Source organism: Chryseobacterium sp. CFS15, assembly GCF_031118795.1.
Classification (GTDB): domain Bacteria; phylum Bacteroidota; class Bacteroidia; order Flavobacteriales; family Weeksellaceae; genus Chryseobacterium; species Chryseobacterium indoltheticum.
Genome location: NZ_JAVHYL010000001.1, coordinates 469391 through 496203, shown reverse-complemented (window position 1 = coordinate 496203; position 26813 = coordinate 469391). Strand labels below are relative to the sequence as shown.

The 26813-nt window shown below is 33.0% G+C and carries 25 protein-coding genes; 19 read left to right on the top strand and 6 right to left on the bottom strand.

From position 1 onward, the window contains the following. Positions 1–2: 2 nt before the first annotated feature. A complete protein-coding gene (locus OH814_RS02390) occupies positions 3–932 on the top strand; it encodes a UbiA family prenyltransferase (RefSeq protein ID WP_123884886.1) in 930 nt (309 codons plus the stop codon). Positions 933–995: 63 nt separating this feature from the next. Continuing rightward, positions 996–2162, top strand: a complete 1167-nt coding sequence (locus tag OH814_RS02385; RefSeq protein WP_308826950.1) for a proline dehydrogenase family protein — start codon at positions 996–998, stop codon at positions 2160–2162. A gap of 80 nt (positions 2163–2242) precedes the next feature. Here the strand turns inward: OH814_RS02385 and OH814_RS02380 are convergent, their stop codons facing one another. Then, positions 2243–2776 carry a helix-turn-helix transcriptional regulator gene (locus OH814_RS02380; RefSeq protein ID WP_308826949.1) on the bottom strand — a complete coding sequence of 178 codons (534 nt, stop codon included), beginning with the start codon at positions 2774–2776 and terminating at the stop codon, positions 2243–2245. Between the two features lie 852 nt (positions 2777–3628). On the opposite strand from OH814_RS02380, the gene OH814_RS02375 reads away from it, so the two are divergent. Further along, on the top strand, positions 3629–4738 hold the full coding sequence (locus OH814_RS02375; RefSeq protein ID WP_308826948.1) for a M14 family zinc carboxypeptidase: 1110 nt from the start codon (positions 3629–3631) through the stop codon (positions 4736–4738). A gap of 100 nt (positions 4739–4838) precedes the next feature. Here the strand turns inward: OH814_RS02375 and OH814_RS02370 are convergent, their stop codons facing one another. Then, positions 4839–5351 (bottom strand): DUF4920 domain-containing protein, encoded by a 513-nt coding sequence (locus OH814_RS02370; RefSeq protein WP_076558710.1) that lies wholly within the window; start codon positions 5349–5351, stop codon positions 4839–4841. A 141-nt stretch (positions 5352–5492) separates the two neighbouring features. Here OH814_RS02370 and OH814_RS02365 point away from each other — a divergent pair, with 141 nt between their 5' ends. The 4 genes from OH814_RS02365 to OH814_RS02350 all read left to right on the top strand — a co-directional run bounded on the left by OH814_RS02365 (position 5493) and on the right by OH814_RS02350 (position 11598). Beyond that, positions 5493–6905 carry an amino acid permease gene (locus OH814_RS02365; RefSeq protein WP_308826947.1) on the top strand — a complete coding sequence of 471 codons (1413 nt, stop codon included), beginning with the start codon at positions 5493–5495 and terminating at the stop codon, positions 6903–6905. A gap of 1402 nt (positions 6906–8307) precedes the next feature. Next, on the top strand, positions 8308–8748 hold the full coding sequence (locus tag OH814_RS02360) for a GPW/gp25 family protein (protein WP_076558707.1): 441 nt from the start codon (positions 8308–8310) through the stop codon (positions 8746–8748). A gap of 23 nt (positions 8749–8771) precedes the next feature. Then, positions 8772–10649 carry a type VI secretion system baseplate subunit TssF gene (locus OH814_RS02355; RefSeq protein WP_115618891.1) on the top strand — a complete coding sequence of 626 codons (1878 nt, stop codon included), beginning with the start codon at positions 8772–8774 and terminating at the stop codon, positions 10647–10649. A gap of 22 nt (positions 10650–10671) precedes the next feature. Continuing rightward, positions 10672–11598, top strand: a complete 927-nt coding sequence (locus OH814_RS02350) for a DUF3829 domain-containing protein (protein ID WP_279196047.1) — start codon at positions 10672–10674, stop codon at positions 11596–11598. A gap of 112 nt (positions 11599–11710) precedes the next feature. Here OH814_RS02350 and OH814_RS02345 read toward each other — a convergent pair whose 3' ends face one another. Beyond that, positions 11711–12280, bottom strand: a complete 570-nt coding sequence (locus tag OH814_RS02345) for a Crp/Fnr family transcriptional regulator (RefSeq protein WP_123884892.1) — start codon at positions 12278–12280, stop codon at positions 11711–11713. Between the two features lie 194 nt (positions 12281–12474). Between OH814_RS02345 and uvrA the strand changes: the two genes are divergently transcribed. The 7 genes from uvrA (at position 12475) to OH814_RS02310 (ending at position 18377) form a co-directional block, all read left to right on the top strand. Beyond that, positions 12475–15303 carry an excinuclease ABC subunit UvrA gene (gene uvrA / locus OH814_RS02340; protein ID WP_201134015.1) on the top strand — a complete coding sequence of 943 codons (2829 nt, stop codon included), beginning with the start codon at positions 12475–12477 and terminating at the stop codon, positions 15301–15303. A gap of 74 nt (positions 15304–15377) precedes the next feature. Next, positions 15378–16163 carry a leucine-rich repeat domain-containing protein gene (locus OH814_RS02335; RefSeq protein WP_308826946.1) on the top strand — a complete coding sequence of 262 codons (786 nt, stop codon included), beginning with the start codon at positions 15378–15380 and terminating at the stop codon, positions 16161–16163. A 160-nt stretch (positions 16164–16323) separates the two neighbouring features. After that, positions 16324–16728, top strand: a complete 405-nt coding sequence (locus tag OH814_RS02330) for a hypothetical protein (RefSeq protein ID WP_123884895.1) — start codon at positions 16324–16326, stop codon at positions 16726–16728. Between the two features lie 98 nt (positions 16729–16826). Continuing rightward, a complete protein-coding gene (locus OH814_RS02325) occupies positions 16827–17339 on the top strand; it encodes a DUF421 domain-containing protein (RefSeq protein WP_115618895.1) in 513 nt (170 codons plus the stop codon). A 3-nt stretch (positions 17340–17342) separates the two neighbouring features. Next, the gene (locus OH814_RS02320) at positions 17343–17837 is read left to right on the top strand and encodes an N-acetyltransferase family protein (RefSeq protein ID WP_308826945.1); all 495 of its coding nucleotides are present in this window, start codon (positions 17343–17345) and stop codon (positions 17835–17837) included. Positions 17838–17906: 69 nt separating this feature from the next. After that, positions 17907–18059, top strand: coding sequence for a hypothetical protein (locus tag OH814_RS02315; protein ID WP_308826944.1), 153 nt, complete (start codon positions 17907–17909; stop codon positions 18057–18059). A gap of 87 nt (positions 18060–18146) precedes the next feature. Then, a complete protein-coding gene (locus tag OH814_RS02310; protein ID WP_308826943.1) occupies positions 18147–18377 on the top strand; it encodes a hypothetical protein in 231 nt (76 codons plus the stop codon). A gap of 40 nt (positions 18378–18417) precedes the next feature. Here the strand turns inward: OH814_RS02310 and OH814_RS02305 are convergent, their stop codons facing one another. Further along, positions 18418–18732 carry a DUF4286 family protein gene (locus tag OH814_RS02305; protein ID WP_123884896.1) on the bottom strand — a complete coding sequence of 105 codons (315 nt, stop codon included), beginning with the start codon at positions 18730–18732 and terminating at the stop codon, positions 18418–18420. Positions 18733–18881: 149 nt separating this feature from the next. On the opposite strand from OH814_RS02305, the gene gyrA reads away from it, so the two are divergent. Together gyrA and OH814_RS02295 are read left to right on the top strand one after the other, a co-directional pair. After that, positions 18882–21473, top strand: coding sequence for a DNA gyrase subunit A (gyrA, locus tag OH814_RS02300; RefSeq protein WP_308826942.1), 2592 nt, complete (start codon positions 18882–18884; stop codon positions 21471–21473). A gap of 24 nt (positions 21474–21497) precedes the next feature. Beyond that, positions 21498–22550, top strand: a complete 1053-nt coding sequence (locus OH814_RS02295; RefSeq protein WP_308826941.1) for a hypothetical protein — start codon at positions 21498–21500, stop codon at positions 22548–22550. A 195-nt stretch (positions 22551–22745) separates the two neighbouring features. Here the strand turns inward: OH814_RS02295 and OH814_RS02290 are convergent, their stop codons facing one another. After that, positions 22746–23402, bottom strand: a complete 657-nt coding sequence (locus OH814_RS02290; protein ID WP_308826940.1) for an NAD(P)H-binding protein — start codon at positions 23400–23402, stop codon at positions 22746–22748. 187 nt (positions 23403–23589) lie between these two features. Between OH814_RS02290 and OH814_RS02285 the strand changes: the two genes are divergently transcribed. The 3 genes from OH814_RS02285 to OH814_RS02275 all read left to right on the top strand — a co-directional run bounded on the left by OH814_RS02285 (position 23590) and on the right by OH814_RS02275 (position 25758). After that, positions 23590–23949: an MmcQ/YjbR family DNA-binding protein gene (locus OH814_RS02285; RefSeq protein ID WP_123887464.1), complete on the top strand. Its 360-nt coding sequence runs from the start codon at positions 23590–23592 to the stop codon at positions 23947–23949. A 229-nt stretch (positions 23950–24178) separates the two neighbouring features. Continuing rightward, positions 24179–25024, top strand: coding sequence for a hypothetical protein (locus tag OH814_RS02280; protein WP_308826939.1), 846 nt, complete (start codon positions 24179–24181; stop codon positions 25022–25024). Between the two features lie 350 nt (positions 25025–25374). Continuing rightward, complete coding sequence (locus tag OH814_RS02275) at positions 25375–25758, top strand: hypothetical protein (protein WP_308826938.1); 384 nt, start codon at positions 25375–25377, stop codon at positions 25756–25758. Positions 25759–25770: 12 nt separating this feature from the next. Here the strand turns inward: OH814_RS02275 and OH814_RS02270 are convergent, their stop codons facing one another. Beyond that, positions 25771–26691, bottom strand: a complete 921-nt coding sequence (locus tag OH814_RS02270; protein WP_308826937.1) for a bifunctional riboflavin kinase/FAD synthetase — start codon at positions 26689–26691, stop codon at positions 25771–25773. Positions 26692–26813 lie beyond the last annotated feature (122 nt).

The following is a 26813-nucleotide window of genomic DNA, read 5'->3' as shown; positions in this document are numbered from 1 at the left end:
GAATGAATTCTGAAAAAGAAAGTTTCCAACAGAAAAATTTTGTTTCCAAATCTCTGTTTTACAGGTTTTCGCAATTGGTAGGCTTTCTTTTGGGAGCTAGATTTTTTGTGGCTGCTTTACTTACGTTTGCATTATACGTTTCTACTTTTTTTCTTTTTAATCAGGAAGAATCCTTCAGCAAATTCGTATTCGATTTCAAAGTTCACGGCATTATTTTCTGTACTGTTTTAAGCATTCTTGCAGGCGGAATCATCAATCAATTTTACGATTTTGAAAAAGATCATATTGTAAAACCGTTCCGTACAAGAATTCAGAGCTTTATTCAGCAGAAATATTTTCTTTATGTTTATTTGGCTTTAACGGTAATTTCGCTCGGAGTAGCAAGTTATATTTCTTACAGAGTCTTAATTTTCTTTGTTGTTTATCAGTTCTTTATGTGGTTTTACAGTCATAAATTGAGCCGAATTCTAATTCTTAATAATCTTACTTTTGTTAGTTTGACGTTATACCCGTTTTTCGGGATGATGGTGTATTACCAGACTTTTTCAAAGAAAGTTTTTTTAATGGCTGTTTTTCTGTTTTTGTTTCTTTTATGTATAGATATTGTAAAAGATACTTTAACCAAAAGTGTTGATAAAGCTTTTGGCTATACCACAATCCCCAACTATTTTAAAAGCAAGAATACCAAGATCATACTTATTTCTTTACTGATCATCACAATGGCAGTTTCGATGAAGCTTATTACCAAAACCGGAATTTCAGGTTTTATGTCTTATTATTTTACCGGAGGTCTATTTGTAATGGTTATCTGTATTTATCTTCTCCTAAATTCATCAAGACGAACTAAGTTTCTTACGCTCAATATTTTACGTTTCTGGGTTTTCATCGGAATTCTTGCAATGCTGTTGAACGGAATTGAAGGTAAATTGTAGAAAAAAAGCTTTAAAAAAGCTCAGGTTATTCTTACATTTGCAAAATTAAATTAACAAAAAGGAATGCCCATTTTCAACGATACTAAAGTTGCATTTGCCGATAAAACTGATGCACAACTAAGAAAAGCCTATTGGATGTTTAAAATGATTGAACAGCCAGCTTTGACAAATCTTGGAACTTCTGTCCTGAATTTTACCGTTCACAATAATTTTCCATTTGTCAATGCAATTGTAAAAAATACATTGTTTGAACAGTTTGTAGGTGGTGAAACGCGTGAAGAAAGCATGAAAGCAGTGAAACAGCTTTTCAAAAGAGGCGTTGGGAGTATTTTCGATTACTCAATTGAAGGCAAAGAAGATGAGGAAACTTTTGATGCCGTGTGTCAGGAAATTAAAGATATTATTAAATTTTCTGTAGGAAATCCTGCCATTCCTTTTATCGTTTTCAAACCCACTGCATTCGGAAGAATTGATTTGTATGAAGCTGTCGGAAAAGGATCTGAGCTTACCTCAAGTCAAAAAGAAGAATGGGCGAGAGTAGTAAAAAGATTCGATGAGGTATGCAAACTTTGTCATGAGCATGATAAAAAAGTAATGATTGATGCAGAAGAAACCTGGATGCAGGATGCTGCAGATCAGCTTTGCGAAGAGATGATGGAAAAATATAATAAGGAAAAACCAATTGTCTGGAATACAATTCAAATGTATAGAACCGGACGTCTTGAATATATGGAGCAAAATCTTCAGAGAGCAAGAGAAAGGAATTATTTTATCGGTTACAAAATTGTTCGTGGTGCTTATATGGAAAAAGAAAGAGCCAGAGCTGCAGAAAAAGGATACGCAGATCCTATTCAGCCAACCAAAGATGCTTCCGATAAAAATTACAATGCAGGAATAGATTTTGTGATGAATCATCTCGATAGAGTTTCTGCGTTCTTTGGGACTCACAACGAGGTTTCATCTGAGCTGGTTATGGATAAAATGAAAGCCAAAGGATTAGAAAATAACAATCTTCACATCTATTTCGGACAGCTTTATGGAATGAGCGATAACATTAGCTTCTATTTGTCTGATAAGGGCTATAATGTAGCTAAATATTTGCCTTATGGACCAGTAAAAGATGTTGTTCCATATCTTACCAGAAGAGCCAGAGAAAACACGTCTGTTGCCGGACAAACCGGAAGAGAATTGGGTTTAATTAAGAAAGAATTAGACAGAAGAAGAAAATAATTTTCTATTTAAAATATGTAAAGCTCGGTTATTTTAACCGAGCTTTTTTGTTTCCGAAAATAGTGAGTGAAATTTAGTTCTTATGGCTCAAAACTTTCAAATTTTCCATTTTCATAGAATAAGACAATACGTTTTATCTTATTAGTTTGATTTTCAATGACTTGATTAATAATTTGCTCGTTTGATTTTTCTAAGCGCTGAGAATCGAATATTTTTTCATTTGCTTTACTCTGATACGTTTTAATCGATTCTGGAGGGCTCTCGATAGCGACTGTTTTTTCAGGCACAGGTTCTTCACTGCCAAAATCTTTGTCGTCATTCATCATCGTAAATAAATCGGGAAGAGAAGTCGGTTTCAATTTTTCTTCTGTTACTGTTTCTTCAGTATCAGGAAGTGCAGACTTCAACATTTCACCATCACCATTCACCAACCAGTCCCATAAGATTTCCGGGAAACGAGATTTTATTTTAATGATAAATTCTAGGGAAGGCTTATTTCTTCCGGAAGTCACATGAGAAATTGACGAACGCTGTACATCGATCTCATCTGCAAATTCCGATGGAGTAAAACCTGAATACTCTATAACTTTTGAAATTCTTTCATTTAAACTCATACAATAAGCTGAAAAATTACTTTTACAAATGTAAATAATAAATTTACATCACACAAGCACAAATGTAAACTGTGAAAACTTATGAGATATACAAAAGTAAATAATGATAATCAACTATATTCCAGTTATTTACAATATTGATAAAATTTATTGTGATAAATTATTAAACAAAATTTCCACAATAATTTTCAGATAAATTCTGACTTAAAGTAAAGGATGAAGTAAAACGAATAATGGAAATTGAAGAATTATAAGCTCTTTTATAGTATAGCTAAATTCTCTCTTTATACCATTAACAGGACTTTTGTGCTTACTTTAAAGAACAATGGAGTAGGAGACGGTTTATATATCGCTTAAATGCCTCTTTTAAGCTTACCCCTCTCGATAAATTGAAATATTACTGTTGTCAGCTGTTATTGATAAGCGCTTTTAACAATATTTTAAGATATAATACTCTTGTCAAATACTATGTTTTTTAATTTACGTTAGAAGTTTTATTTGAAACCAAATCTAAGCTGAATTTTTCAATCTGTAATCCACTTTATCCACAATTAACATTTGTATACAGCTATAGTCTTATATCTTTTCCACAATAAATATGTTTAAGTTAATTACACTCATTTTTGCTAAATTAGGCTTATAAACACTTAAAGTAGATATGTTTTATCACTTTATATGAAAATTATAAATGATTGAAAAACAATTATATAGATGTAGTTCATTAAATTATTATTAATCCACAATTTTACTAACAGACAAAGTGGCAATTTACAATGTTTAACTATATTACAAATGTTAATTTTATTTTTAAAAGCAAAATGTTTAATTTTGAGGAATGTAAATTATTATTGAATGAATTTTGAACATTTCTACACTGCAAATCCTGATTTTCCTAATCGCTATATTTCCCCTGAAAAATTATTTTCTTACTTACAGACGCATCTCAGCGATTATATTCAAGAGATCGGAAGGTCTTTTTTAAATAAACCTATTTATAAGCTAAGTGTTGGAACGGGTAAAATCAATATTTTGGCTTGGTCACAAATGCATGGTAATGAATCTAACGCTACACATGCGATGCTTGATCTATTGAAAAGTTTAGATAATTCTCCGGATGTGAAGAATGAGCTTTTCAGCAAGATCAGTTTAGACTTTATTTTCATGCTAAACCCCGATGGTTCTGAAAGATGGACGAGACTTACTGCATCAGAAATAGACCTTAACAGAGATTTTCATAATGAAGCGAGTAAAGAGATTAAGTTCCTTAAGAATCTGGCTGCATCAAAAAAATACGATTATGCACTGAACCTTCACGAGCAGCGAACTATTTTCACTACAGACGGAATTCATCCGGCAACACTATCCTTTTTGGCACCTTCAGAAAATGTGGAACGTACCGTTACCGATAATAGGAAGAAGTGCATGGCAGTGATTGCCTATGTTTATAATCATTTAAAGGAACTGATCCCGAATCAGATCGGAAGATATTCTGATGAGTTCTATCCTACTTCTACAGGCGATAATTTTATAAAATCTGGAATGCCGACTATTCTTTTTGAAGGCGGACATTTCGTAGATGACTATTCAAGAAAAGAAACAAGAAAATATTATACTATTTCTTTGTATTATGCTTTAAAAGCAATCAGTGAGCTCAATTCTGACACGACAGGCTGGGAAGCTTATGAAGAGATTCCCGAGAATCAGGAAACACATTATGACGTTGTTTACAGAAACGTAAAGTTAAATACTGAGCATGAATGTATTTTGGATATTGCAGTTCAGTACAAAGAAGTTTTTGAAGAGGGGAAAGATGAAATATCATTTATCCCTTTTGTTGTGGAAGCGGGAGATGTGAAGAAAAGAAAAGGCTGGCTGGAAATTGACTGTACCGGGAAAAGATATATTTCCGATACCAAATATCCTAAATTGGAAGCAGAAGTCAATTTTAAGATAGAAGACTAAAAAAAGCGGAACCAATTGTTCCGCTTTTTTTATTTTAATTGTCGTCAGGGCGATTAGAGAAATATTTCTATTTTGTTTAGCTCAGATGACAAGGTTAGTTTTAGTTTACCACTTTAATTCCATTAGCTACAAATCTAATTTCTTCTTTAGGCTGAGTGATTGCATCAATTTCTGCCTGAGGTTTTTTAGCATCTTCTGCGTAGTGTTTCTGTTCGTCAATAGACGTTACTTTTCTTTCAGCAGTTCCGTCTAAAACAACCGTTTTTCCTTTTAAAGCGGTTGGAACGAAGAATGCATAATCTTTCATTTTTACAAAAAACTGAGAATTATCTTCAGTTTGAATGGTTAACCAACATCCTTTTTTCTCACAAACATCTGTTACTTTACCTTTTACAGCAACGTTTTCAACTTTTTTATTTTCTTTTTTAAGCTTTTTGCCCAATTTTTCAACAGAAATAGCTTTAGATTCTGCAGTAGAAGTTACGGCTGAACCATAAGTATCTCCAACGATTGCATTACCTTCCGGTGGACCCATTTTTTTCTTTGCTTCCTGAGCAAAAGCCAAAGTTGATACGCTTACTGCTGCTAAAACTAATATTGCCTTAAATTTCATTACTAATATTTTCTTCAAAATTAATAATAAAATTTGAATTTAAAATGATTATAAACTTGATAAATAACAATCATTTATAAATTGTAAACAAAATCGAAAAACCATTGCATATTTATTTATATTTGAACGCAATACTTGAATATGCAGAAAAAACTAAAATTATGGGACGCCATTATGCTGGTGATGGGCTCAATGATCGGAAGCGGAATTTTTATCGTAAGCGCCGATATGATGCGAAATCTGGGCTCGGGATACTGGATGATTATCGTTTGGATAATCACCGGAATAATGACTGTTGCTGCAGCGATAAGTTATGGTGAATTATCGTCGCTTTTTCCTAAAGCTGGAGGGCAATACACTTATCTTACAGAAATTTTCGGTAAAAAAATGGGTTTTCTATACGGATGGGGACTCTTTACAGTCATTCAGACGGGAACTATTGCGGCCGTTGCAATGGCATTCGGAAAATTTACAGCCTATCTGGTCCCGGAATTGAATAATGCAGCTCCGATTTTTCAAAGCGGAACATTTCAGATTACCTGGATTCAGATTTTGGCAATCGCGGTCATTATTTTGCTGACTTACATCAATACAAGAGGCGTAGAAAGTGGAAAAATACTTCAAAATGTTTTTACAGGATCAAAAATAGTAGCGTTGCTGGGTTTGATTGCCTTGGGATTCATCTTGGTAGATGCCTCACATCTAGCTGAAAATTTCAGCTTTGGAACCAATTCTTTCAATAATTTAAAACAAGATGCTAAAGGTATTTTTTTGCAATCGGGTTGGGAACCTATATCAGGAATGACTTTAATGGGCGGAATCGCTGCTGCAATGGTAGGATCGGTCTTTAGCTCGGTTGCCTGGGAAAGTGTAACTTTTGTTTCAGGTGAAATAGAAAATCCGAAAAAGAATGTCGTAAAAGCAATGATTCTGGGAACTTCTGCAGTGATGCTTTTATATATTGCTGTCAATTTCGTTTACATCAATGCTTTAGACAGAGATTCAATTGCGTTTGCGGTTAATGATAGAGTAGCAGTTGCAGCTTCACAGAATATTTTTGGGAGTGCAGGAACCGTCATTATCGCTGTTTTGGTAATGGTTTCTACATTTGGATGTAACAACGGATTAATTTTGGCTGGCGCGAGAGTTTTTCAGACCATGGCAAAAGACGGTCTTTTCTTTAAATCTGCAGTAAATAACAACAAGAATCAGGTTCCCGGAAATGCACTTTGGATGCAAGGAGTTTGGGCTTCAATACTTTGTCTGAGCGGACAATATGGAAATCTTTTAGATATGATTTCGTTTGTCATCGTCTTATTTTATATGATTACTGTTTTCGGAGTAATTTATCTTAGAATTAAACAACCTAACCTTGAACGACCTTATAAAACCTGGTTGTATCCGGTCACTCCGATAGTTTACTTATTAATTGGAACCGCTTTTTGCGTTTTACTTTTAATTTATAAACAGCAATATACCTGGCCGGGGTTTTTGATCGTACTTCTCGGGCTTCCCGTTTATTATCTTATCAATAGAAATAAAAAAGCAGAATAGTTACTGTTGGAAAAGCTATTTGTCTATGCTGAAAGACAATATCAATTTTTTTATTTGAAGCTCTTTCCTGCTTTCACTACTCGCTTTTTCGTTATTTTTTTGGCGGTGGCTTTACCGCTGCCAAAAAAATAACGAAAAGAGCTCAAACAAACCGTTCAATCAGGGCTAAAAATATCCCGTCATTACAATAAGCAGAGCAAGTAAGTAATTTACTATAAAAATTCAATTTATAATAAAATTGTAAAAATTCATTTATTATATTAAATGCAAGTTTATTAGTAACAAAAACAATAAACAAATAATATATAAATTTTTTTGTCAAGCTTAGCGAAGCAATTTATTTGCCTTTGCTTCTTAAAATATAAAGTTTTAAGATAAATCTTTGCGTTAAAAAATCCCGAATTTATGCAAAGGATCCGTTGTAATTTTGCAAATACAGCAATTAATCATTAAAATACTTTAGATTTCGTTCCTAAATGAATTGCCATCGTTTATTATCAAAAATGATTATGTAAATTTTTTTGTCAAGCTTAGCGAAGCAATTTATTTGCCTTTGCTTCTTTAAAATATAAAGTTTTAAGATAAATCTTTGCGTTAAAAAAATTCCCGAATTTATGCAAAAGGATCCGTTATAATTTTGCAAATACAGCAATTGATCATTAAAGACTTTACATTTCGTTCCTAAACGAATTGCCATCATTTATTTTAAATGATTATGTAAATTTTTTTGTCAAGCTTAGCGAAGCAATTTATTTGCCTTTGCTTCTTGAAATATAAAGTTTTAAGATAAATCTTTGCGTTAAAAAGCTGTGCAAAAGAATGATTAATCCGTTATGCATTTACAAATACAGCAATTAATCATTAAAAGACTTTACATTTCGTTCCTAAATGAATTTCCATCATTTATTAAATAATTATCTTTTTGTCAAGCTTAGCGAAGCAATTTATTTGCCTTTGCTCCTTAAATTATAAAGTTTTAAGATAAATCTTTGCGTTAAAAAATTATGCAAAAGAACGATTAATCCGTTATGCATTTTGCAAATACAGCAATTGATCATTAAAGACTTTACATTTCGTTCCTAAACGAATTGCTATCATTTATTTTATAAATCTTTTTATCAAGCTTAGCGAAGCAATTTATTTGCCTTTGCTTCTTTAAAATATAAAGTTTTAAGATAAATCTTTGCGTTAAACAATCCCGAATTTATTCAAAACAATTATTAGTATTTCCTATCCCAAACTGAGCTAAACGATATAAATCACATCAATTAATTCTCACAGCTTTTCAAAACTCTCCTTTTTAACAATAATTTTAATATTCCATAAGGTATTATTTCTCAAAAATGATTAATTTGGTATTTCGTTTTAAATAACACCAAAGAGAAATAACGAAATATCACTTATGGACACACCAAATTACAGAATGCCTTTTGTACCGTCTACACTCATGTCCGAAGGTGGAAGTATCGATACCTGCGATATGGGAGAAAGCATAGCACACAATATCATGCTTTTGATCACGACGAAAAAAGGAGAAAACAGATATGATGACAACTACGGAAACGATGTTTGGAATCTGGAATTCGATAACGGCGTAACATCAGCAGTTTGGGAAAATGTATTTATCAAAAGTCTTAAAAGACAGATTTTGCAATACGAACCACGAATTGTACAGCCACAAATTGATGCTCACATACGATTTGTAGAGCATAACTATGATACCAAAGAACATACGGAAATTAAGAAAAAAGTAAAAATAGGGATCAATGCAAAAATGGAAGCTACAGGCGAGCGTTTCAGTTTTTCTACCGAACTTTTTCTAAGCCCGATGTCCATCGATTAAATATTTATTTGTAATAAAATTTTATGAATTTAGATCAGAATATTTATTCCAAAGAATCCGTAAAAGCGAGAATGCTTCAGAATGCTACAAAAGTTTGGGGACTGAAAAGTCCACAGTCATTAGACCCTTTTGTAAAATTATTGATTGATGCATTCAGCACCGAAATTTTTAAAGCGAATAACGAAATTCAGACTGTTAATGCAAGAATCTTAGAAAAACTTGCTAAGCTGTTAACACCGTCCATTTATACACATCCGATTCCGGCTCATGCTTTGGCTTATACTTCACCGTTTGAGTCATCTGAGATATTGCTGGAGCACACCGAGTTTTTTTTCAGAAAACACATGAATTCCACTGTAAAATCGGAATCAGATAAACAGCTGAATATTCCTTTTACACCGATTGGGAGCGTACGAACAAACAAGGCACAGACTGCAATTATGTTTGTAGGAAATACATGTTATAGTTTAGATGAAAGACTCAATAAAATTCCGATTTCCAGATTTCAGGGAAGACCTGAAGATTACAGGAAAGTAACCATCGGAATTGATGTTTCGAAATTTACTAACGAAAAATTTCCGAAGACATTAAGTATTTATTGCTCAAACCCAGCTTTCGAGCATCTTGATTTTGTATATAAGCTATTGCCTTACAGCACCGTTTCAAGCAATGGAAACCCAATGTTTATCAAAGAAGGAATAACTTATGTGAAAAATAAGGAAGCAGAAGGATATGAACAGATATTTCACGAGCAGTCGATAAAAACAAAAATTATTGACGATATCAAAAGTATCTACAGTCACAAATTTGTGGAAGTTACAGGTCTGTCAAGAGATCTTTTCATTAGAGAACTTCCGGAAGACTTAAATTTTTTAAAAGGAAAAGAAGAGATTGAAAAATACCTGGGCGGAAAAGAATATCTATGGCTTACTTTTGAGTTTCCACCACAGTTTTCGGCAGAAATTTTAGACAATTTTACTTTTGTGCTGAATGCTTTTCCTGTATACAATCGTGGCTGGAAAAAAACAGAATACAGCTTAGATATTATGGGAAATAATATTCCGTTGATTACTGAGGAAGCCGAACATTTCCTATATGTAGATGAGGTTCAGGACGGAGAAGGACGGAAATACACCGAAATTCCTTTCACTCCTTCAGATAATCTTAAAAAAGGCTTATACACCGTGCGAAAAGGCGGAATGGAACGTTTCAATAACAGAAATGCTGTTGATATGATTTCAAACGTTCTTGAGCTCACCAGAGATGAAATTGCAGCATTTTCGTTGCTAAACAGAGATAATGTGAAGGGCATGCTGGGAGAAATGTCTGATAAGATGAAATCGATGGTGCAGAAAGTAAACAACGCCAAAAGAAACATCAGACAGGAACTAAACTACGTGATCATGGAACCTGTAGAAAAAACAGATCACACCTACGCTGCATTTTGGATTACGCATTGCACTTTTGCCAATCATATGCGTCCCGGAACCGAACTTTCAAACCAGTTAAAGTCGCAATCTATGATTTTGCTGACAGAGACAATCGGCGGGGCAGAAGAGCAGAAAGGTTCAGACAGTATTCAGGCTTACAAATATGCATTAACAACGAGAGATAAAATAATTTCTCTGGAAGACGTTAAGAATTACTGCCGAATGGTTTTAAAAGACGAGCTGAAAGATGTTCGTGTAAAACGCGGAACCATGATCAGCAACAAGCCCAAAGAAGGTTTTGTAAGAACAGTTGAAGTAGAAATTGTGCCCAACAATTATTCTTTTTACGGAAGAATGTATTGGGAAAATATGGCCAACATTTTGCGAAACCAAATTGTAGCAAAGGCAATCGACGGAATAGAATATCTCGTGAAAATAAGCAACGAAGACACCGATTTTTTTGAAAATTAATTTTAAACCCCAACTATAAAATATGAAAAAAGTAATGATGGTTGCACTGGCTTTGTCGCTGAGTGCAGCAAGTGTAAGCTGTAAAAAAGGAATGGATAAAATAGGAAATGCCGTTCTGAAAGCCGGAGAAAATGAATCTCAGGCTATAATAGATTTTAATAATGACTTCTTAGATTCTTACAAAACTTCTTCAAGACACATTGAAAATATCGTAAAATATGCTGAAGCAGCAGTTAAAAAATCTAAAGGTGAAACAGTTTACAGTATGCCGGTTGTGATTGGGTCTATGGATTATTCACTCAGTAAGATAAAAGGAATTCCTTCCGGATTTGAAAATGATAAAACGATTATAGAAACAGATTTCAATACATATAAAGCAAAAAGAGAAAGTATTGAAAAAAAGTATGAAGAGCTGAAATCATATATTACTTCCGAAGACTACAAAGACGATAAAGGAGCGAAAGCAGAAGCGCTTCAAAAAGATATTGATGCCGAAGCGCAGGCGTTTTTTACGGCAGGTGAAAATGTTTTAACGAAAATAAAACCAGCAACCGATACAGCAGAAGAAGTGATTCTTAAAGATCATCCTATGAAAGAATTTATACTTTCTTCTAAAACTTTGATGACTTCTATGGATTCTGTAATGGATGTTTTAGATAAACAATACACAGGAAGTTTTAATGAGGCCGAAGCACAGAAAAAGTATGATGAGTTTGAGAAAGTGGTTGCTATTAATACAAATAAAGTTTTTAATGTAAAAGAACAGCAATATGCTTACAAAAAAACAGAGTTTGAAAATGTAAACAAAAAAGCCGCTGACTTTTTAGATAAATACAGAAAACTGATCAGAGATTCCAAATCTACCGGAAGAATTGCAGACAGTAATATCAACGAAATGGATTCGGCGTATGAATCTGTTCTTAATTCTTACAATTCGTTTGTGAAATAGAAAAGAGTTAAAACTCTAAGTAATAAAAAGAAATTCCGAAAAACTTTTATTGATCTAAGTTTTTCGGAATTTTGCATTTATAATGTGATTTATTAGAATTATACTCAAAATTTTATTTATTGTTTGAATAAAGCCTGCTTAAAGTTTCACGGCTTACTCCCAAATATTCTGCAACATATTTTTTTGGAATTTGAGAGATAAGATCCGGATACAATTTTGAAAATTCTTCATAGCGTTGTTGAGGGGTACTTGATAGTAAAAGAATGATTCTCTGTTGCAATGCGATATAACCATTGGTAAGCTTTGCTCTGAAGAAATATTCCATTTTATGAAATTCTGAAGCTAATTTTTCTCTGCCTTCTAAAGTGAGACACGCAACGGCTCCATCTTGCAGACATTCTACAAACATCGTTGCATTTTTTTCCTTAAAAAACCCAATATAATCGGTCATCCACCAATCTTTCTTCGCAAATTGTAGAATATGTTCTTTTCCGTTTCCGTCAATATAAAAAACTTTATAAATTCCGTCTAACGTAAGAAATTCAAAATTTACTTCATCACCTTCATGCACCAAAAACTGATTTTTTCGAACATTTTTAAAGGTGAAAAAAGTTTTTATATAATCGAATTCTTCATCTGTAAGAGAAATAATTTCTTCAATGTGCTCGCGTAGTCTGTTCATGGTTAAATTTAAATCACTGTAAATTTAAGTAAAAACAAGAATAATTTTTTTAATCATTTCTAAATTTAGAAAGAATTAAAACTCAAATTTTTTACTTAATTAAATCAAAATTACTAACATTTTTTAACACTATAAATTCCATAAAATTCCGTAATTTTGCACAGCGTGATTTTCAGGTAAAGTCACATCAAATTATGAGTAAATCAACCGAATATATAGAAGTTTACGGAGCTCGTGAACATAACCTTAAAAACATCAACGTAAAAATTCCACGCAACGAATTGGTCGTAATTACCGGACTTTCGGGAAGTGGTAAATCATCATTGGCTTTTGATACGATTTTCGCGGAAGGACAGCGTCGTTATATCGAAACTTTTTCTGCCTATGCAAGACAGTTTTTGGGTGGTTTGGAACGTCCTGATGTTGATAAGATCGAAGGTCTTTCACCCGTTATTGCGATTGAGCAGAAAACGACCAACAAAAACCCTCGTTCTACCGTAGGAACGGTAACAGAATTGTACGATTACCTGCGTCTTTTATATGCGAGAGTTTCTGATGCTTATTCTCAAACAACAGGAAAAAAGTTGGTAAGCTATACCGAAGATCAGATTCTTGATGCCATTAAAGAAAATTATAAGAACGAAAAAATAATGTTGATGGCGCCCGTTGTTCGTTCCAGAAAAGGGCATTATCACGAACTTTTTGTTCAGATGGCCAAAAAAGGATACGGACAGGCAAGAATTGATGGTGAATTGACGGATATTGAATATGATCTAAAACTTGACCGTTACAAAACCCACGATATCGATATCGTAATAGACCGTTGGATCATCGGAGAAAGTGCCTCAGAAGCCAGAATGGAAAAATCTTTGCGCACGGCAATGGATATGGGCGAAGGCTTGATCGGAATTCAAAAATTGGGAAGTACAGAGATCGAATATTTCTCAAAAAATTTAATGGATGCCGAAACAGGTCATTCATTAGCTTTACCCGAACCAAATACTTTTTCTTTCAACTCACCAAAAGGAAGCTGCCCAAGCTGTAAAGGTTTAGGAACAATTAAAAAGATCAACACCGATTATTTTGTTGAAAATCCCAAATTGTCTATCAATCAGGGTGGTTTGTTGCCATTGGAAGATATTAAATCTAATAAATACATACTTTCTCAAATCAAAAATATTCTTGAAATTTTTGGTTTAGGTTTGGCGACACCTTTTAAAGATATTCCGGAAGAAGCGTTGGATTATATTTATCATGGTTGTAACAAAGAATTTAATAAAGATTTAAAATACGCAGGAATTTCCAAAAAAATTAAAATCAATTTTGATGGTTTGATTCCTTTTATGGAAGAATTGATTGAGGAAAGAGAATCTTACGAAGCAATTTTGCTGGAAAGACATTTCACGACCGAAGAAACGTGCCCGGAATGTAAAGGAGCTCGTCTTCAGCCATCCAGTTTAAGTTTTAAAATCGATGGGAAAAATATCGCTGAGGTCAACGGTTTGAGTTTATCCGACTTAAAAGAATGGTTGGCCGATGTAAAAGATAAATTTTCAGAAAAAAATTCGATTATTGCGCATGAAATCTTAAAAGAAATCGAAACCAGACTTCAGTTTTTACTGGATGTAGGTTTAGATTATTTAAGTTTGAGCAGAAGTTCAAAAACCCTTTCTGGTGGAGAGTCTCAGAGAATTCGTCTGGCAACGCAGATTGGTTCGCAGTTGGTGAATGTACTTTACATTCTGGATGAACCCAGTATCGGATTGCACCAAAGAGATAACGAAAGACTGATTAATTCATTAAAAAACCTTCGTGATATCGGAAACTCTGTTTTGGTTGTAGAGCACGACAAAGACATGATCATGGAAGCCGATGAGGTTTTAGATATTGGTCCTAGAGCCGGAAAATTTGGTGGTGAAATTCTTTGGCAGGGAAAGCCGAAAGATTTGCTAAACGCTGATACAATTACCGCAGATTATATTACGGGAAAAAGAAAAATTGCCATTCCGGAAGTAAGAAGAGAAGGAAATGGGAAAAGTATCGTCTTAAAAGGTGCTACAGGAAATAATCTTAAAAATGTAAATCTTGAAATTCCCTTAGGAAAATTGGTGGTAGTTACAGGAATTTCAGGAAGTGGAAAATCTTCTTTAATTAATGGAACTTTATATCCGATTCTGAACAAACATTTTTACAGAGCCGTTCAGGAGCCTTTGCCATACAAAAAAGTGGAAGGTCTTGATAATATTGATAAAATTGTAGATGTAGACCAGACTCCGATTGGTAGAACGCCACGTTCAAATCCTGCAACGTATACAGGAATGTTTACCGATATCAGAAATTTATTTTCAGAATTGCCTGAATCTAAAATTCGTGGATACAAACCGGGAAGATTTTCTTTCAATGTAAAAGGCGGAAGATGCGAAACCTGTCAGGGAGGAGGTTTGAAAGTCATTGAAATGAACTTTTTACCGGATGTATACGTTCATTGTGAAACCTGCAACGGAAAACGTTTCAACAGAGAAACTTTGGAAGTTCGTTACAAAGGAAAATCTATTTCCGATGTGTTGGATATGACGATTGATGAAGCGGTAGACTTCTTCCAGCCGATTCCGAAGATTTTTGCAAGAGTAAAAACTTTGCAGGATGTTGGTTTGGGTTACATTACAATGGGACAACAATCGACTACACTTTCCGGTGGTGAAGCACAACGTATAAAACTGGCAACAGAATTAGCAAAAAGACAAACAGGAAATACATTATACATTCTTGATGAACCAACAACCGGACTTCATTTTGAAGACGTGAAAATATTAATGGATGCCATTAATAAGTTGGTAGAATTAGGAAATTCATTCATCATCATCGAACATAATATGGATGTCATCAAATTGGCAGATCACATTATTGATGTTGGTCCTGAAGGCGGAAAATATGGCGGTGAGATTATTGCCAAAGGAACTCCAGAAGAGATTATTAAATCGAAGAAGAGTTTGACAGGGAAGTATTTGAAGAAGGAGATGTAAAAGAAATTCAACTTAATTATAGAAAAGAATTTGTGAAAGCAGATTCTTTTTTTATTTTTATAAAAACAGACTTTATGAAAAAGCCAAAAGAAATTATTGCTCTTGAAAAAGTTTATAATATCAAACTTCAACAGACATTTGTGAAAGATAATATTGTAACGGGCGAAAACACCAATCTGTTTTTTACTGATAAGAAGAATGAGGTTGTAGGTCTGAACCTCTCAGACAATAATATTGAGAGTATTAGGGGCTTTGAAAACTTCAATGAATTACTTTATCTGAACCTATATAAAAATTCTTTAAAAGTTGTTAATGGTCTGCAAGCACTCTTTAATTTAGAAATACTAATCATCAGCAATAATAAGATTGTAAAGTTAAATGAGATTCCCACACCTAAATTAAAGATGTTGAATCTATCACATAACTGCATAACTAAAATAAAAGGATTTGAAAAACTTAAAAATTTGGAAGAACTATACTTAACGGGAAATCAGATTAAAGAGATGAATGCAATAGATAATTTGAAAAGTCTTAAAACTTTAAAAATAGATTTTAATGCTTTAACGGAGGTCGATTTTCAAGTATTGAGTAATTGTAATATAATTCATTTAGACTTACGTAATAATTGGATTAATAAATATAGGAATTTGGAAGTTATGAAAGAAATTAAGCATTTAAATCTGACTTACAATAAGATAAATGAGGTTGAAATAATTAAAGAGATTTTGAATTTAAAAAAGTTGAATTTTATAAATGTTGAAGGTAATCCTTTTCTGGACAAAACAGATTTAGAGTTATGTGGTTGTGGTTACGAGAATCATTTAGATGATTTACGCAAATATTTTAGCTCCCAATGTTAACAATTCAATTATTTTTAAAATTCAATTAATTGAATATCAATATTTTATATTTCAATGTTAACTCAATGTTAACTCAATGTGAAATTTGTATGAATAATTTTTTATATCTTTGATTTAGAATTCAAAACAAGTTTAATATATAATTTAAAATCAAATGGTTATGAAAAATAAAATTCAAATATTTGTTGCTTCTCTTTTCGCATTAGGATTAACAGCAATCGCAGGTAACGTAAAAGCTCAGACAACGTCAAACAATACGATTCAGGAAGTGCAGTTAAATAAAAATGATGCATTCAACGAAATCAGAAGTCTTTTGATGGATAATTTTGATTTTACCAGCTCAGATTACAAGCAAGGAATTGTAAACTCGGAAGTGAAGTTTGATATTGCAGAAAACGGTAAAATTGTAAATGTTCGTTCAAAAGGTGACTGCAAAAATGTAAGTAAGGAAATAGAAAATGTGCTTTCTCATCTTCAGTATAAAGTGGATGCCAATAAGCTGAATGAAAATATGCTGGCTTCATCTTTTGTAATGCCTGTAAGAGTAGACATCAACAATAGATAATTAAAAGAAACAAACGAAATGATTTTCTTTAAACTGCTTGAAAAAGCAGTTTTTTTATTTCCGCTAATTGTATACATTTGATCTAAATTTTCTATACTTTGAATCCTATTCTTGATGTCGTTGTCCGTTCGCTCTGCGTTTACCTTTTTATGGTAATCGCGATCCGTTTGTTTGGGAAAAATCAGCTTTCACAACTCAACGCAGGAGATGTAGTTTTGCTTTTGTTGATTTCAAACGCCGTACAGAATGCAATGGTTGGTGAAAATACGTCCTTAGAAGGTGGAATTGTAGCGGCGCTTGTTTTATTTGCTGCTAATTTTACATTAAAAAGATTAATGTTTGCCAATCGTGGTTTTGCAAGTTTTATGGAAGCAGATCCTGTAATTTTAGTAAAAGATGGGAATGTGGATCAGGTTGCTTTAAGAAAAGTAAAAATTACTTTTGATGAACTGAACGAAGCAATCAGGGAACATGGAGTAGAAACGATGGAAAATGTAAAGCTTGCTATTTTGGAAGTAGACGGAAATATCAGTGTGATTTCTGAAGATAAAGATGATCAACAGACTCATTATTCCAGAATTAAAAGAAAAAATAAAAGAAAATATCATTAAAAAATGAATTACGAGATAAGAGAAATGCTTCCGCACGACGATACCAGAGTTTTAGAAATCTTCCAACAGGGAATTGATAGCGGAATTGCCACTTTCGACACTGAGCTGCCAAGCGTAGAATCCTGGAATACAAGTTTTCTAAATGATTGCCGATGGGTTTTGGAAGATGACAACAGTGAAGTGATTGGATGGTGTGCTTTAAAACCTGTAAGTAAAAGAGATTGCTTTAGAGGTGTTGCCGAAGTAAGTATTTATTTTGATAATAAGTATGTTGGGAAAGGTTTGGGTTCGGTTCTTTTAAAAAAAATGATTCTCGATAGTGAAAACCACGGATTCTGGACTTTACAGTCAAATATTTTTCCTGAAAATGAAGCATCCATAAAATTTCATCAGAAAAACGGATTCAGAATGGTAGGTAAAAGAGAAAAAGTCGGTCAGCTTCACGGTGAATGGAAAGATCTTGTTATGTTGGAAAGAAGAAGTCCGAATGTATTTTAAATATTAAAATTACAGAACTCCTTTGGCATTTTGATTGTATGATTACAGCATAATTATAAATCAAAGTGTATGAAACTCCTGAAAAATACAATCGCTATCATCATTACAGCAGGATTTATTTCTTCCTGCATTCCACATCCAGGCAGAAGACCGATGCCTCCCGGGCACGATAAAAAAGTTGAAAAATTAAAAGAACATCATCTGAGCAATCGAAATAAATAATAATCTGATTATTTGATATTATTGAGCTAATGTTTTTTTGGCATTATGATTGTAGTCATAAATCTCAGAAAATAAAAAGTAAGATTTATGAAAGGGTTATTAAAGATAGTTGGAGCAATGATGGTAATCGGTACTATGCTTGTTTCTTGTGTAGTTCACGAACATCATGGCAGAAGACTTCCCCCTGGTCAGGCCAAGAAAGTTTATGGCGGAAGTGCAAGGTATTACGCTCCGGGACATGCTAAAAAGAGAGTTTATTATTATGATAAGCATGATAACGGACGAAGAAAACATAAAGGTCACCACGGTAGACACTAAAATAAAAGCCCTGATTTCAGGGCTTTTTTATGATTTATACTTAAAATTTCTTCTTCTTAGGATTCAATGAGGTATTAAAAATCATCACATCTTGTCCGAACTTTGTTTCAATTCTTTCAGTGATGTTTAATAATTCACTTTCCATAAATTCTGTTCTTTTTTCTTCATCATCAAAAATCAAAAGAAGATTGTAATTTTTTCCTTCGTCTATAAAATCACTGTGCACTTCAGATAAGATATACTTATCAACATCCATCAGGTTTTCTGTCATTAAAACTAAAGTTTCATCCACATAGTTTTCCCACTCGTCCAGGCTGCTTTTTACACAGTGAAAAGTTATACTTAATACACTCATATTTTAATATTTTTTAAGATAATTTTGCTTGATTTCTCAGGCAAAAATCGGTAAAAATTTTGTAACTTAGCACGTTATTAATTATTCAAAATAAATAGTTTTCAGACCAATTTTTAAAAGTCTGATTATCATTACAATAAAACTTATATATGCAAAAAGAAGGAGAGAGATTAATTCCTATCAACATTGTTGATGAAATGAAATCATCTTACATTGATTATTCGATGTCGGTTATTGTTTCGAGAGCATTACCGGACGTAAGAGATGGTCTTAAGCCAGTACACCGAAGAGTGCTTTATGGTATGTATGGTTTGGGGGTCTTCTCAAACAGAAAATATTTAAAGTCAGCAAGAATTGTTGGGGATGTTTTAGGTAAATATCACCCGCATGGAGATTCTTCAGTTTATGACGCAATGGTAAGAATGGCTCAGCCCTGGAGTTTACGTTATCCACAGGTTGACGGTCAGGGTAACTTCGGTTCTATGGATGGTGATCCGCCTGCAGCAATGCGTTATACCGAAGCAAGACTTAAAAAAGTTTCAGACGAAATTTTATCAGATCTTGATAAAGAAACAGTTGACTTTCAAAATAACTTTGATGACAGCTTAACTGAACCGAGCGTAATGCCTACAAAAATCCCAAATCTTTTGGTAAATGGTACTTCTGGTATTGCGGTAGGTATGGCGACGAATATGGCGCCTCACAATCTTTCTGAAGCTGTAGATGCAATCAGTGCATATATTGATAACAGAGAAATTACGATTGACGAGTTGATGCAGCATATTGTTGCTCCGGATTTTCCTACCGGTGGAATCATCTATGGATATGACGGGGTAAGAGATGCTTTCCATACAGGAAGAGGAAGAGTGGTTCTTAGAGCAAAAGTAAGCTTCGAGGAAGTACACAACAGAAATGCAATCATCGTAACCGAGATACCTTATCAGGTAAACAAAGCTGAAATGATTGCCAGAACTGCTGAGTTGGTAAAGGATGAAAAAATTCCTGGTATCTATGAGATCAGAGATGAATCAGACAGAAACGGGATGCGTATCGTTTATGAATTAAAAAATGACGCAATACCTAATGTTGTTCTGAATTTATTATATAAATATACTTCACTACAAACGTCTTTCAGTGTAAACAACATCGCTTTGGTACACGGAAGACCGGAGCAGTTGAATTTAAAAGATATTATTCACCATTTTGTTGAGCACAGACATGTGGTGATTGTAAGAAGAACAGAGTACGAGCTTAGAAAAGCTAAAGAAAGAGCGCACATTCTTGAAGGTTTCATGAAAGTAATCGGTTCTCAGGATTCTTTAGATAAAGCCATTGCAATTATCCGTCACAGTGCCAATCCACAAGGTGCTAAAGAAGGTTTGATTGAGGCATTTGAATTATCAGAAATTCAGGCTCAGGCAATTCTAGATCTTCGTTTGGCTCGTCTTACAGGAATGGAGCTTGATAAGATCCGTGATGAATATGACGCTATTATGAAAGAGATTAATAATTTAGAAGATATTTTGGCTAATGAACCAAGAAGATTCCAAATTATTAAGGATGAATTAATTGAAATAAAGGAAAAATACGGCGACGAAAGAAGAACAGAAATCGATTATTCGGGAGGTGAGATGTCTATCGAAGATATTATTCCGAACGAAGCGGTTGTTCTTACCATTTCTCACGCAGGATATGTGAAGAGAACATTGCTTTCAGAATACAAAATTCAAAGTAGAGGTGGTGTTGGTAATAAAGCGGCAACGACGAGAGATTCAGATTTCTTAGAGTATATCGTTTCGGCAACCAACCACCAATATATGTTGTTCTTTACAGAAAAAGGAAAATGTTATTGGCTAAGAGTATTTGAAATTCCTGAAGGTTCTAAAACGGCAAAAGGAAGAGCAGTACAAAACTTAATCAACATCGAGCCGGATGATAAGATTAAAGCATATATCAGAACCAATGATTTGAAAGATGTAGATTACATCAACCAGATGAGTGTGGTAATGATTACTAAAAACGGTACGATTAAAAAAACATCTCTAGAAGCTTATTCCAGACCAAGAGTAAACGGTATTAATGCTATTGAGATCAGAGAAAACGATCAATTGCTAAGTGCTTATCTTACCAACGGTGAATCTCAGATCATGATTGCTACTAAAAATGGTAAATGTATCCGTTTCCCTGAAGAAAAAGTAAGAGAAGTGGGTAGAGGATCTATCGGTGTTCGTGGTATTACGATGGATGAGAATGATGAGGTTATTGGTATGATTGTTGTGAACGATCTTGAAAATGATACAGTTCTTGTAGTTTCTGAAAAAGGATATGGTAAGAGAACAGCGGTTGAAGATTACAGAATTACCAACAGAGGCGGAAAAGGCGTAATTACATTAAATATTACTGAAAAAACAGGTAATCTAATTGCTATTCAGAATGTTACAGACGAAGATGGGTTGATGATTATCAATAAATCGGGTGTTGCTATCAGAATGAATATGGATGAAATGCGTGTGATGGGTAGAAATACTCAAGGGGTAAGAATGATCAATCTTAAAAAGAATGATGAGATTGCAGCGATCGCAAAAGTTGCAATGGATAAAGATGTTGAAGAGGATATAATTGAAGGAGAAGAGTCTTTGGAAAATATTCCAACTGAAGAAGGCACTTCCACACAAACAGAAAATAATGTAGAAAATGAAAATCCGGTTGATGAAACTGAAAATTCAGATTCTGAAGAATAATAAAAAATAATAAAATTCTTATTTATGAAAAAGCTAATTTTAGGTATAGCAATCGTTTCTTCTGTTTTTGCTTTTGGGCAGAAAGAAGAGAAAAAAGATGTAAATGCTCAGGTTCAGGCTACTAATAAAGCAGCGATGGATGCGTATAATGCAAAAAATTATACGGTTGCAGGACCCAAGTTCATAGAACTTTATGATTTGCTTAAAGCAAACGGTCAAGAAGATAAAACATATAAGTATTATGCTGGTTTAAGTTATGCATTGGCAAATAACCTGGATGAATCGATTAAAATTTATACTGATTTAATCAATTCTGGGTATACGGGAGTTCAGACAACCTATACGGCAAAAGAAAATAAAACAGGGCAGGTATCTGCTTATGATAAAGCTACATGGGATTTGTTGAAGAAAAGCTCATCAAAAGATTACTCTGATTTTAAAACCGAGCAAACTAAAAGTGTAGAGCCAGATTTATATGAAACTTTGTCAACATTGCTTTTAAATGCAAAGAAAAACGACGAAGCTTTGGCGTTAATTGAAAAAGGTTTAGCTAAATATCCTAATAATGCTAAATTGAAAGAGTATCATGGTTCTGCCTTATACGCAACAGGAAAGACAGATCAGTTCATGTCAAATCTTAAGGAGCAGTTAGCTAAGAATCCTACTGATGCTACAAATTGGTATAATTTAGGAGTTTTGCAATCAAAAACTCCAGCTACAGAGGCTGATGCTGTTGTTTCATTTAACAAAGCAATTGAATTGGCTTCTACTGATACTAAATTAAAGGATAACGCTTATCAAAACTTAGTTTATACAACTATTGGTGACGATTCTAAAGCGGTTGAGGAGATCAATGCAATAAGAAAATCAGATCCGGATAAAGCGACAACATTAATTGAAGCAAGAAAAGAGAGATTCAATAAAGCTTTGCCACACGCTGAAAAATGGTATCAAGCAAGTCCTAATAACATCGATGCAGTAAGTGTTTTAAAAGATATTTACGGAATGCTGAAAAATCAGACAAAAGTTGCTGAAATGAAAGCTAAAGAAGCTGAGCTTCAGGCTAAAGCTAAGTAATCTTAAAAGATTATATACAAAAACGTCTCATTTTTGAGACGTTTTTTGTTTTGTAAATGGTTTGATTGAAAGTTTTATAATTTAAATTGCCACGAATGCACGAATACCTATCAAAAAAAATTCGTGTATTCGTGGCTAAAAAAATCATCTGCAGATCTGTAAGAGAATCATTTCCAATTGAATTTGAAACGAGCTTTAAGCATTACTTTTCTCAGCAAAACAAAAAATATTTCCAAGTTTAATGCTAGAATAGCCATTACTTTTTATTTTAGAAGAATTAATCATTGCTTTAGCTAAAATATCCGTAGGCAAAGGTTTCTGGCTTTCGAAGAGACCTAGTTTATTAGCAAATTTTATGATTCTGCTTCCCAAAACTTCCCCCGTTCTTTCAGAATCTTTTCTTTCGAGCATTCCAGGTTTGAAAATAGTAATTTTATTAAAATGAAGTTTTTTTACAGCTTCTTCCAGTTCACCTTTCATTTTAGAATAAAATATTTTTGATTTAGGATTAGCGCCATAAGCAGAAACCAAAATATAATCTTCTACATTATTTTCTTTCGCTGCTTTTGCAAATTGGTATTGATAATCAAAATCAACTTTTCTCTGTCCATCTTTACTTCCGGCAGCTTTTAGAGTTGTTCCTAGACATGAAAATGCGACATCACCTTTCACTAGATCTTTCCAGTCTTCATATTTTTCAAAATCAACGACGTGAGTTTTTAACTTTTCATTGGTGAAGGATAATGGTTTTCTTACAAAAACATTCACTTCCTCAAAATCTTTATCGTGTAAAAGTTGATTTACCAAATCTTTTCCTGTGGCACCTGAAGCACCTATTACTAAAGCTTTCATAATAAATAGTTTTGCGTGATGATCATTTCCTTTTTTAAATTTACTAAATTTGAGGTAATTATTTTAAGATAAAAGATAAAAGATAAAAGATAAAAGATAAAAGATCTTTCAGATAAATTAAAATATTAATTATAATTTGTCACTTATCAATTATTATTCATTACCAATTACTTATTACCCATACGAAATGGATGCCAACGAGATTTTAGATTATTGTCTAGCAAAAAAAGGAGTGACAGAAAGTTTTCCTTTTGATAACGAAACTTTAGTTTTAAAAGTAGGAATTAAAATTTTTCTGCTAATGTCTTTAGAAAGACAGCCTTTAAGTATCAATGTAAAAACCGATCCCGAATGGAGCGAAGAACTTCGTGAGCAACATCCACAAATTACAGGTGCATTTCACATGAACAAAACCCATTGGAATTCTGTTTCTCTTGACGGTTTGAAAAGAGATTTAGTTTTAAAAATGATTGATCATTCTTATGATTTGGTTTTTAAATCATTGACGAAGAAGGCGAAGGAAGAAATTCTAAATCTTCAACTATAAATTCTTAATTGTTAAATTGATCTAATAAAATTCATTTTATTTTAATAATTAATTTAATTAGAACCAATTAAAAATATATTATAAATTTATTTTTTAATAATATAATTTTCATAAAAAACATATTTTTTATTGTTTAAACTGTTTTTTTTCTTTTTCTTTGGAGAGTTCAAACCAAATGCGCATTACGTTTAAACATAAATTATAAAATTTAACGTTTAAAATTATTAACATGAAAAAAATCTTTTTTGTAGTTTCTATGGCCTTTTTAGCTTCATGCTCTAATGAGTTAGGAAACGAACGAATAGAAAATGCTGAAAATTTAACCACAAACATCAATACCTCAAAATTATCATCCATCAGTGATTATGATTTTTCTCAAATAGGTATAAAGCATAATAATGCTCTTGAAGGTATCTATAAAAGGCTTTCTAAAGAAGCTAATGTAAAAAATTTAGATTCAATAAAGCTAAAAACAATAATATTTAACGAGACTAATTCTTTAATTGTCAATGATAAAGATTTTGCTAATGTAGAAGCGGAAATTATTGACAAAATTGATGACAGAAATGATATCGGTTATCTGGAAAATGAGCTTTACGGCAATTTTAAATCAGATATTTCCAAGTCATTCCTGAATGATTTTAAACTGGCTTTTGATCATTATATGGCTGCTAATGATGCAGAATCCATTAATGTTCTTAGTTCAGATCTTAATAATATCCAAAGTAAAGTGATTGGTGCTCAGCATAACATTCCGGAAGTAGAATATTTTGCTTTGAGAAGTCTTTTGAGCACAGGGTTATCATCTTCAGGTTATTGGAATAATAATTTAGATAACTGGAATACTTTATTGGGTTTAAAATCCAATAGTTCAACGAGCCGAGATTGGGGCTGGTTTAAAAGTACAATCAAAAAAATGGCAACAGCTGATGCTTACGGAGCAGGAGTAGGTGCTATTGTAGGAGCGGTAACGGCATCACCTACCGGACCGGGAATATTAGTAGGTGCTGCAGCCGGAGCTGTAGGGTATGGTTGTAATTCATCCGCAATGGCCGGAATTAGGGAATTGATATAAATCATGAACAAAAAAATTCTCATTCCAGTATTGGCTTTTGTTCTGGGATTTTTAGTATTCAAATATTTGGCAAAATTTGATACTCTTGATAGTGTATTAATTTCTCTTTTTGCAAGTATTTTAAGTTTTTATATTCCAAGGAAAATTTAATATTTCAAGAGACTGTCTGAAAAGGCAGTCTCTTCTTTTTTGATTTTTTATCTGTTTCAAAAATCATACGATCATTTCGATTTAATTTTGTCATGATCGTAGTTTCAAAAAATAGTAAAAAAAATTATAGGCAATTACTTAGAACATAAACGTATTTTATATTCAATTATTTTTACATTTTTTTTAAGAATTTTAAATATATGTGGTATTTTAAATATTCTCCAGAAATCCTATTTCCATATGGTCATACGAAATTTAGCGGATTACCAGGATTAATCGTCAAAATAACAGACGATAAAGGAGATTTTGATTTCGAATTGATAAAATCTGTATCTGATTCTAAATTAAAAGGAAAATTTGTTAATATTAAGAAAAGCAGATACATCGAGGCGATAGAAACTACACAGGTAAAACTAAAAAAGGCACAAGAAAATGCCAATTCCAATGCAGCTGCTGTACTTGCAAGTTATGGAACTGTAATTATAGGAGAAGGAAAGGAAATATTAAGGAAAAAAGAAAAAGAAAGAGAAAAAAGGAGGGAGGAAAATAAAAAATACGCAAATCCTCTAGAATTAGAAAATTAAAAATAAACTTGGCTAAAAAATAAAATTCTCAGTCAGACTTTTATCTTCATCCAATCTTTCAATTAATTTTTCTAAACCTTCAAATTTAATTTCCTCATGAAGAAAATCTCTGAATTTCACAGTGATTTTTTCGTCATAAATATCTCCTTCAAAATCAAGAATATAAACTTCAACGGTTAACTTATCACCATTAACGGTCGGGTTTGTTCCCACGCTTAACATTCCTTTATATTGTTGGTCATTAACAAATGTTTCAACGATATAAGCACCTTTTTTGGGAAGTAATTTTATATTTTCAGTCCCTATATTGGCGGTTGGATAACCGATAGTTCTTCCTAATTTTTTTCCATGCACAACCGTTCCGGAAACAGAGTAGGAGTAACCCAACATTTCGTTGGCCTCCGAAATATTACCTGCCAATAAAGCATTTCTTATTTTGGTTGAGCTGATATTATTTTCGTGGATATTAATAGCTTCCATTTGCTCTACCTCAAAATCTAATTCTTTAGAAAGTTTTTGAAGCAATTCGAAATTTCCGCTTTTATTTTTTCCGAAAGAATGGTCGTAGCCTATGATTAGATATTTTACATTCAATTTATCAACCAAAATCTGACGTACAAATTCTTCACCGGTAAGGTTTCTAAATTCTTCATCAAATTCTTTTAAAAATAAATTATTAATGCCGTACTTTTCCATCAATAAAGTTTTTTCGTCCAACGTGTTAAGAAGCTTAAGATCTTCGTTCGGATTAAAAACAAATCTTGGATGTGGCCAGAAAGTAAGGATTGCAGTTTCCAAATTGTGAGCAGAACCCACTTTTTTCAGTTCGTCGATGATGCATTTATGACCGAGATGAACTCCGTCAAACATTCCCAATGATAATGCTAGAGGCCTTTGAGAAGGGTAATCACTAAAATTTCTGAAAACTTTCAAGATGAAAAAATTTTGACTGCAAATATAGCTATAATGTATTTATTAATGTAACAATTTACCAATGTAATAACGTAACAATAAAAATAGGCACTTTATTGAGTCATTTCTTGATAAATTGCTAG

Excerpts from the sequence above, each read along its gene's own strand:
- OH814_RS02385 (WP_308826950.1), top strand. The coding sequence starts at position 996 with ATGCCCATTTTCAACGATACTAAAGTTGCATTTGCCGATAAAACTGAT.
- uvrA (WP_201134015.1), top strand. The coding sequence starts at position 12,475 with ATGAGTAAATCAACCGAATATATAGAAGTTTACGGAGCTCGTGAACAT.
- OH814_RS02365 (WP_308826947.1), top strand. The coding sequence starts at position 5,493 with ATGCAGAAAAAACTAAAATTATGGGACGCCATTATGCTGGTGATGGGC.
- OH814_RS02295 (WP_308826941.1), top strand. The coding sequence starts at position 21,498 with ATGAAAAAGCTAATTTTAGGTATAGCAATCGTTTCTTCTGTTTTTGCT.
- OH814_RS02390 (WP_123884886.1), top strand. The coding sequence starts at position 3 with ATGAATTCTGAAAAAGAAAGTTTCCAACAGAAAAATTTTGTTTCCAAA.
- OH814_RS02380 (WP_308826949.1), bottom strand. The coding sequence starts at position 2,776 with ATGAGTTTAAATGAAAGAATTTCAAAAGTTATAGAGTATTCAGGTTTT.
- OH814_RS02290 (WP_308826940.1), bottom strand. The coding sequence starts at position 23,402 with ATGAAAGCTTTAGTAATAGGTGCTTCAGGTGCCACAGGAAAAGATTTG.
- gyrA (WP_308826942.1), top strand. The coding sequence starts at position 18,882 with ATGCAAAAAGAAGGAGAGAGATTAATTCCTATCAACATTGTTGATGAA.
- OH814_RS02275 (WP_308826938.1), top strand. The coding sequence starts at position 25,375 with ATGTGGTATTTTAAATATTCTCCAGAAATCCTATTTCCATATGGTCAT.
- OH814_RS02360 (WP_076558707.1), top strand. The coding sequence starts at position 8,308 with ATGGACACACCAAATTACAGAATGCCTTTTGTACCGTCTACACTCATG.
- OH814_RS02345 (WP_123884892.1), bottom strand. The coding sequence starts at position 12,280 with ATGAACAGACTACGCGAGCACATTGAAGAAATTATTTCTCTTACAGAT.
- OH814_RS02355 (WP_115618891.1), top strand. The coding sequence starts at position 8,772 with ATGAATTTAGATCAGAATATTTATTCCAAAGAATCCGTAAAAGCGAGA.
- OH814_RS02280 (WP_308826939.1), top strand. The coding sequence starts at position 24,179 with ATGAAAAAAATCTTTTTTGTAGTTTCTATGGCCTTTTTAGCTTCATGC.
- OH814_RS02320 (WP_308826945.1), top strand. The coding sequence starts at position 17,343 with ATGAATTACGAGATAAGAGAAATGCTTCCGCACGACGATACCAGAGTT.
- OH814_RS02315 (WP_308826944.1), top strand. The coding sequence starts at position 17,907 with ATGAAACTCCTGAAAAATACAATCGCTATCATCATTACAGCAGGATTT.
- OH814_RS02285 (WP_123887464.1), top strand. The coding sequence starts at position 23,590 with ATGGATGCCAACGAGATTTTAGATTATTGTCTAGCAAAAAAAGGAGTG.
- OH814_RS02350 (WP_279196047.1), top strand. The coding sequence starts at position 10,672 with ATGAAAAAAGTAATGATGGTTGCACTGGCTTTGTCGCTGAGTGCAGCA.
- OH814_RS02330 (WP_123884895.1), top strand. The coding sequence starts at position 16,324 with ATGAAAAATAAAATTCAAATATTTGTTGCTTCTCTTTTCGCATTAGGA.
- OH814_RS02370 (WP_076558710.1), bottom strand. The coding sequence starts at position 5,351 with ATGAAATTTAAGGCAATATTAGTTTTAGCAGCAGTAAGCGTATCAACT.
- OH814_RS02335 (WP_308826946.1), top strand. The coding sequence starts at position 15,378 with ATGAAAAAGCCAAAAGAAATTATTGCTCTTGAAAAAGTTTATAATATC.
- OH814_RS02375 (WP_308826948.1), top strand. The coding sequence starts at position 3,629 with ATGAATTTTGAACATTTCTACACTGCAAATCCTGATTTTCCTAATCGC.
- OH814_RS02305 (WP_123884896.1), bottom strand. The coding sequence starts at position 18,732 with ATGAGTGTATTAAGTATAACTTTTCACTGTGTAAAAAGCAGCCTGGAC.
- OH814_RS02310 (WP_308826943.1), top strand. The coding sequence starts at position 18,147 with ATGAAAGGGTTATTAAAGATAGTTGGAGCAATGATGGTAATCGGTACT.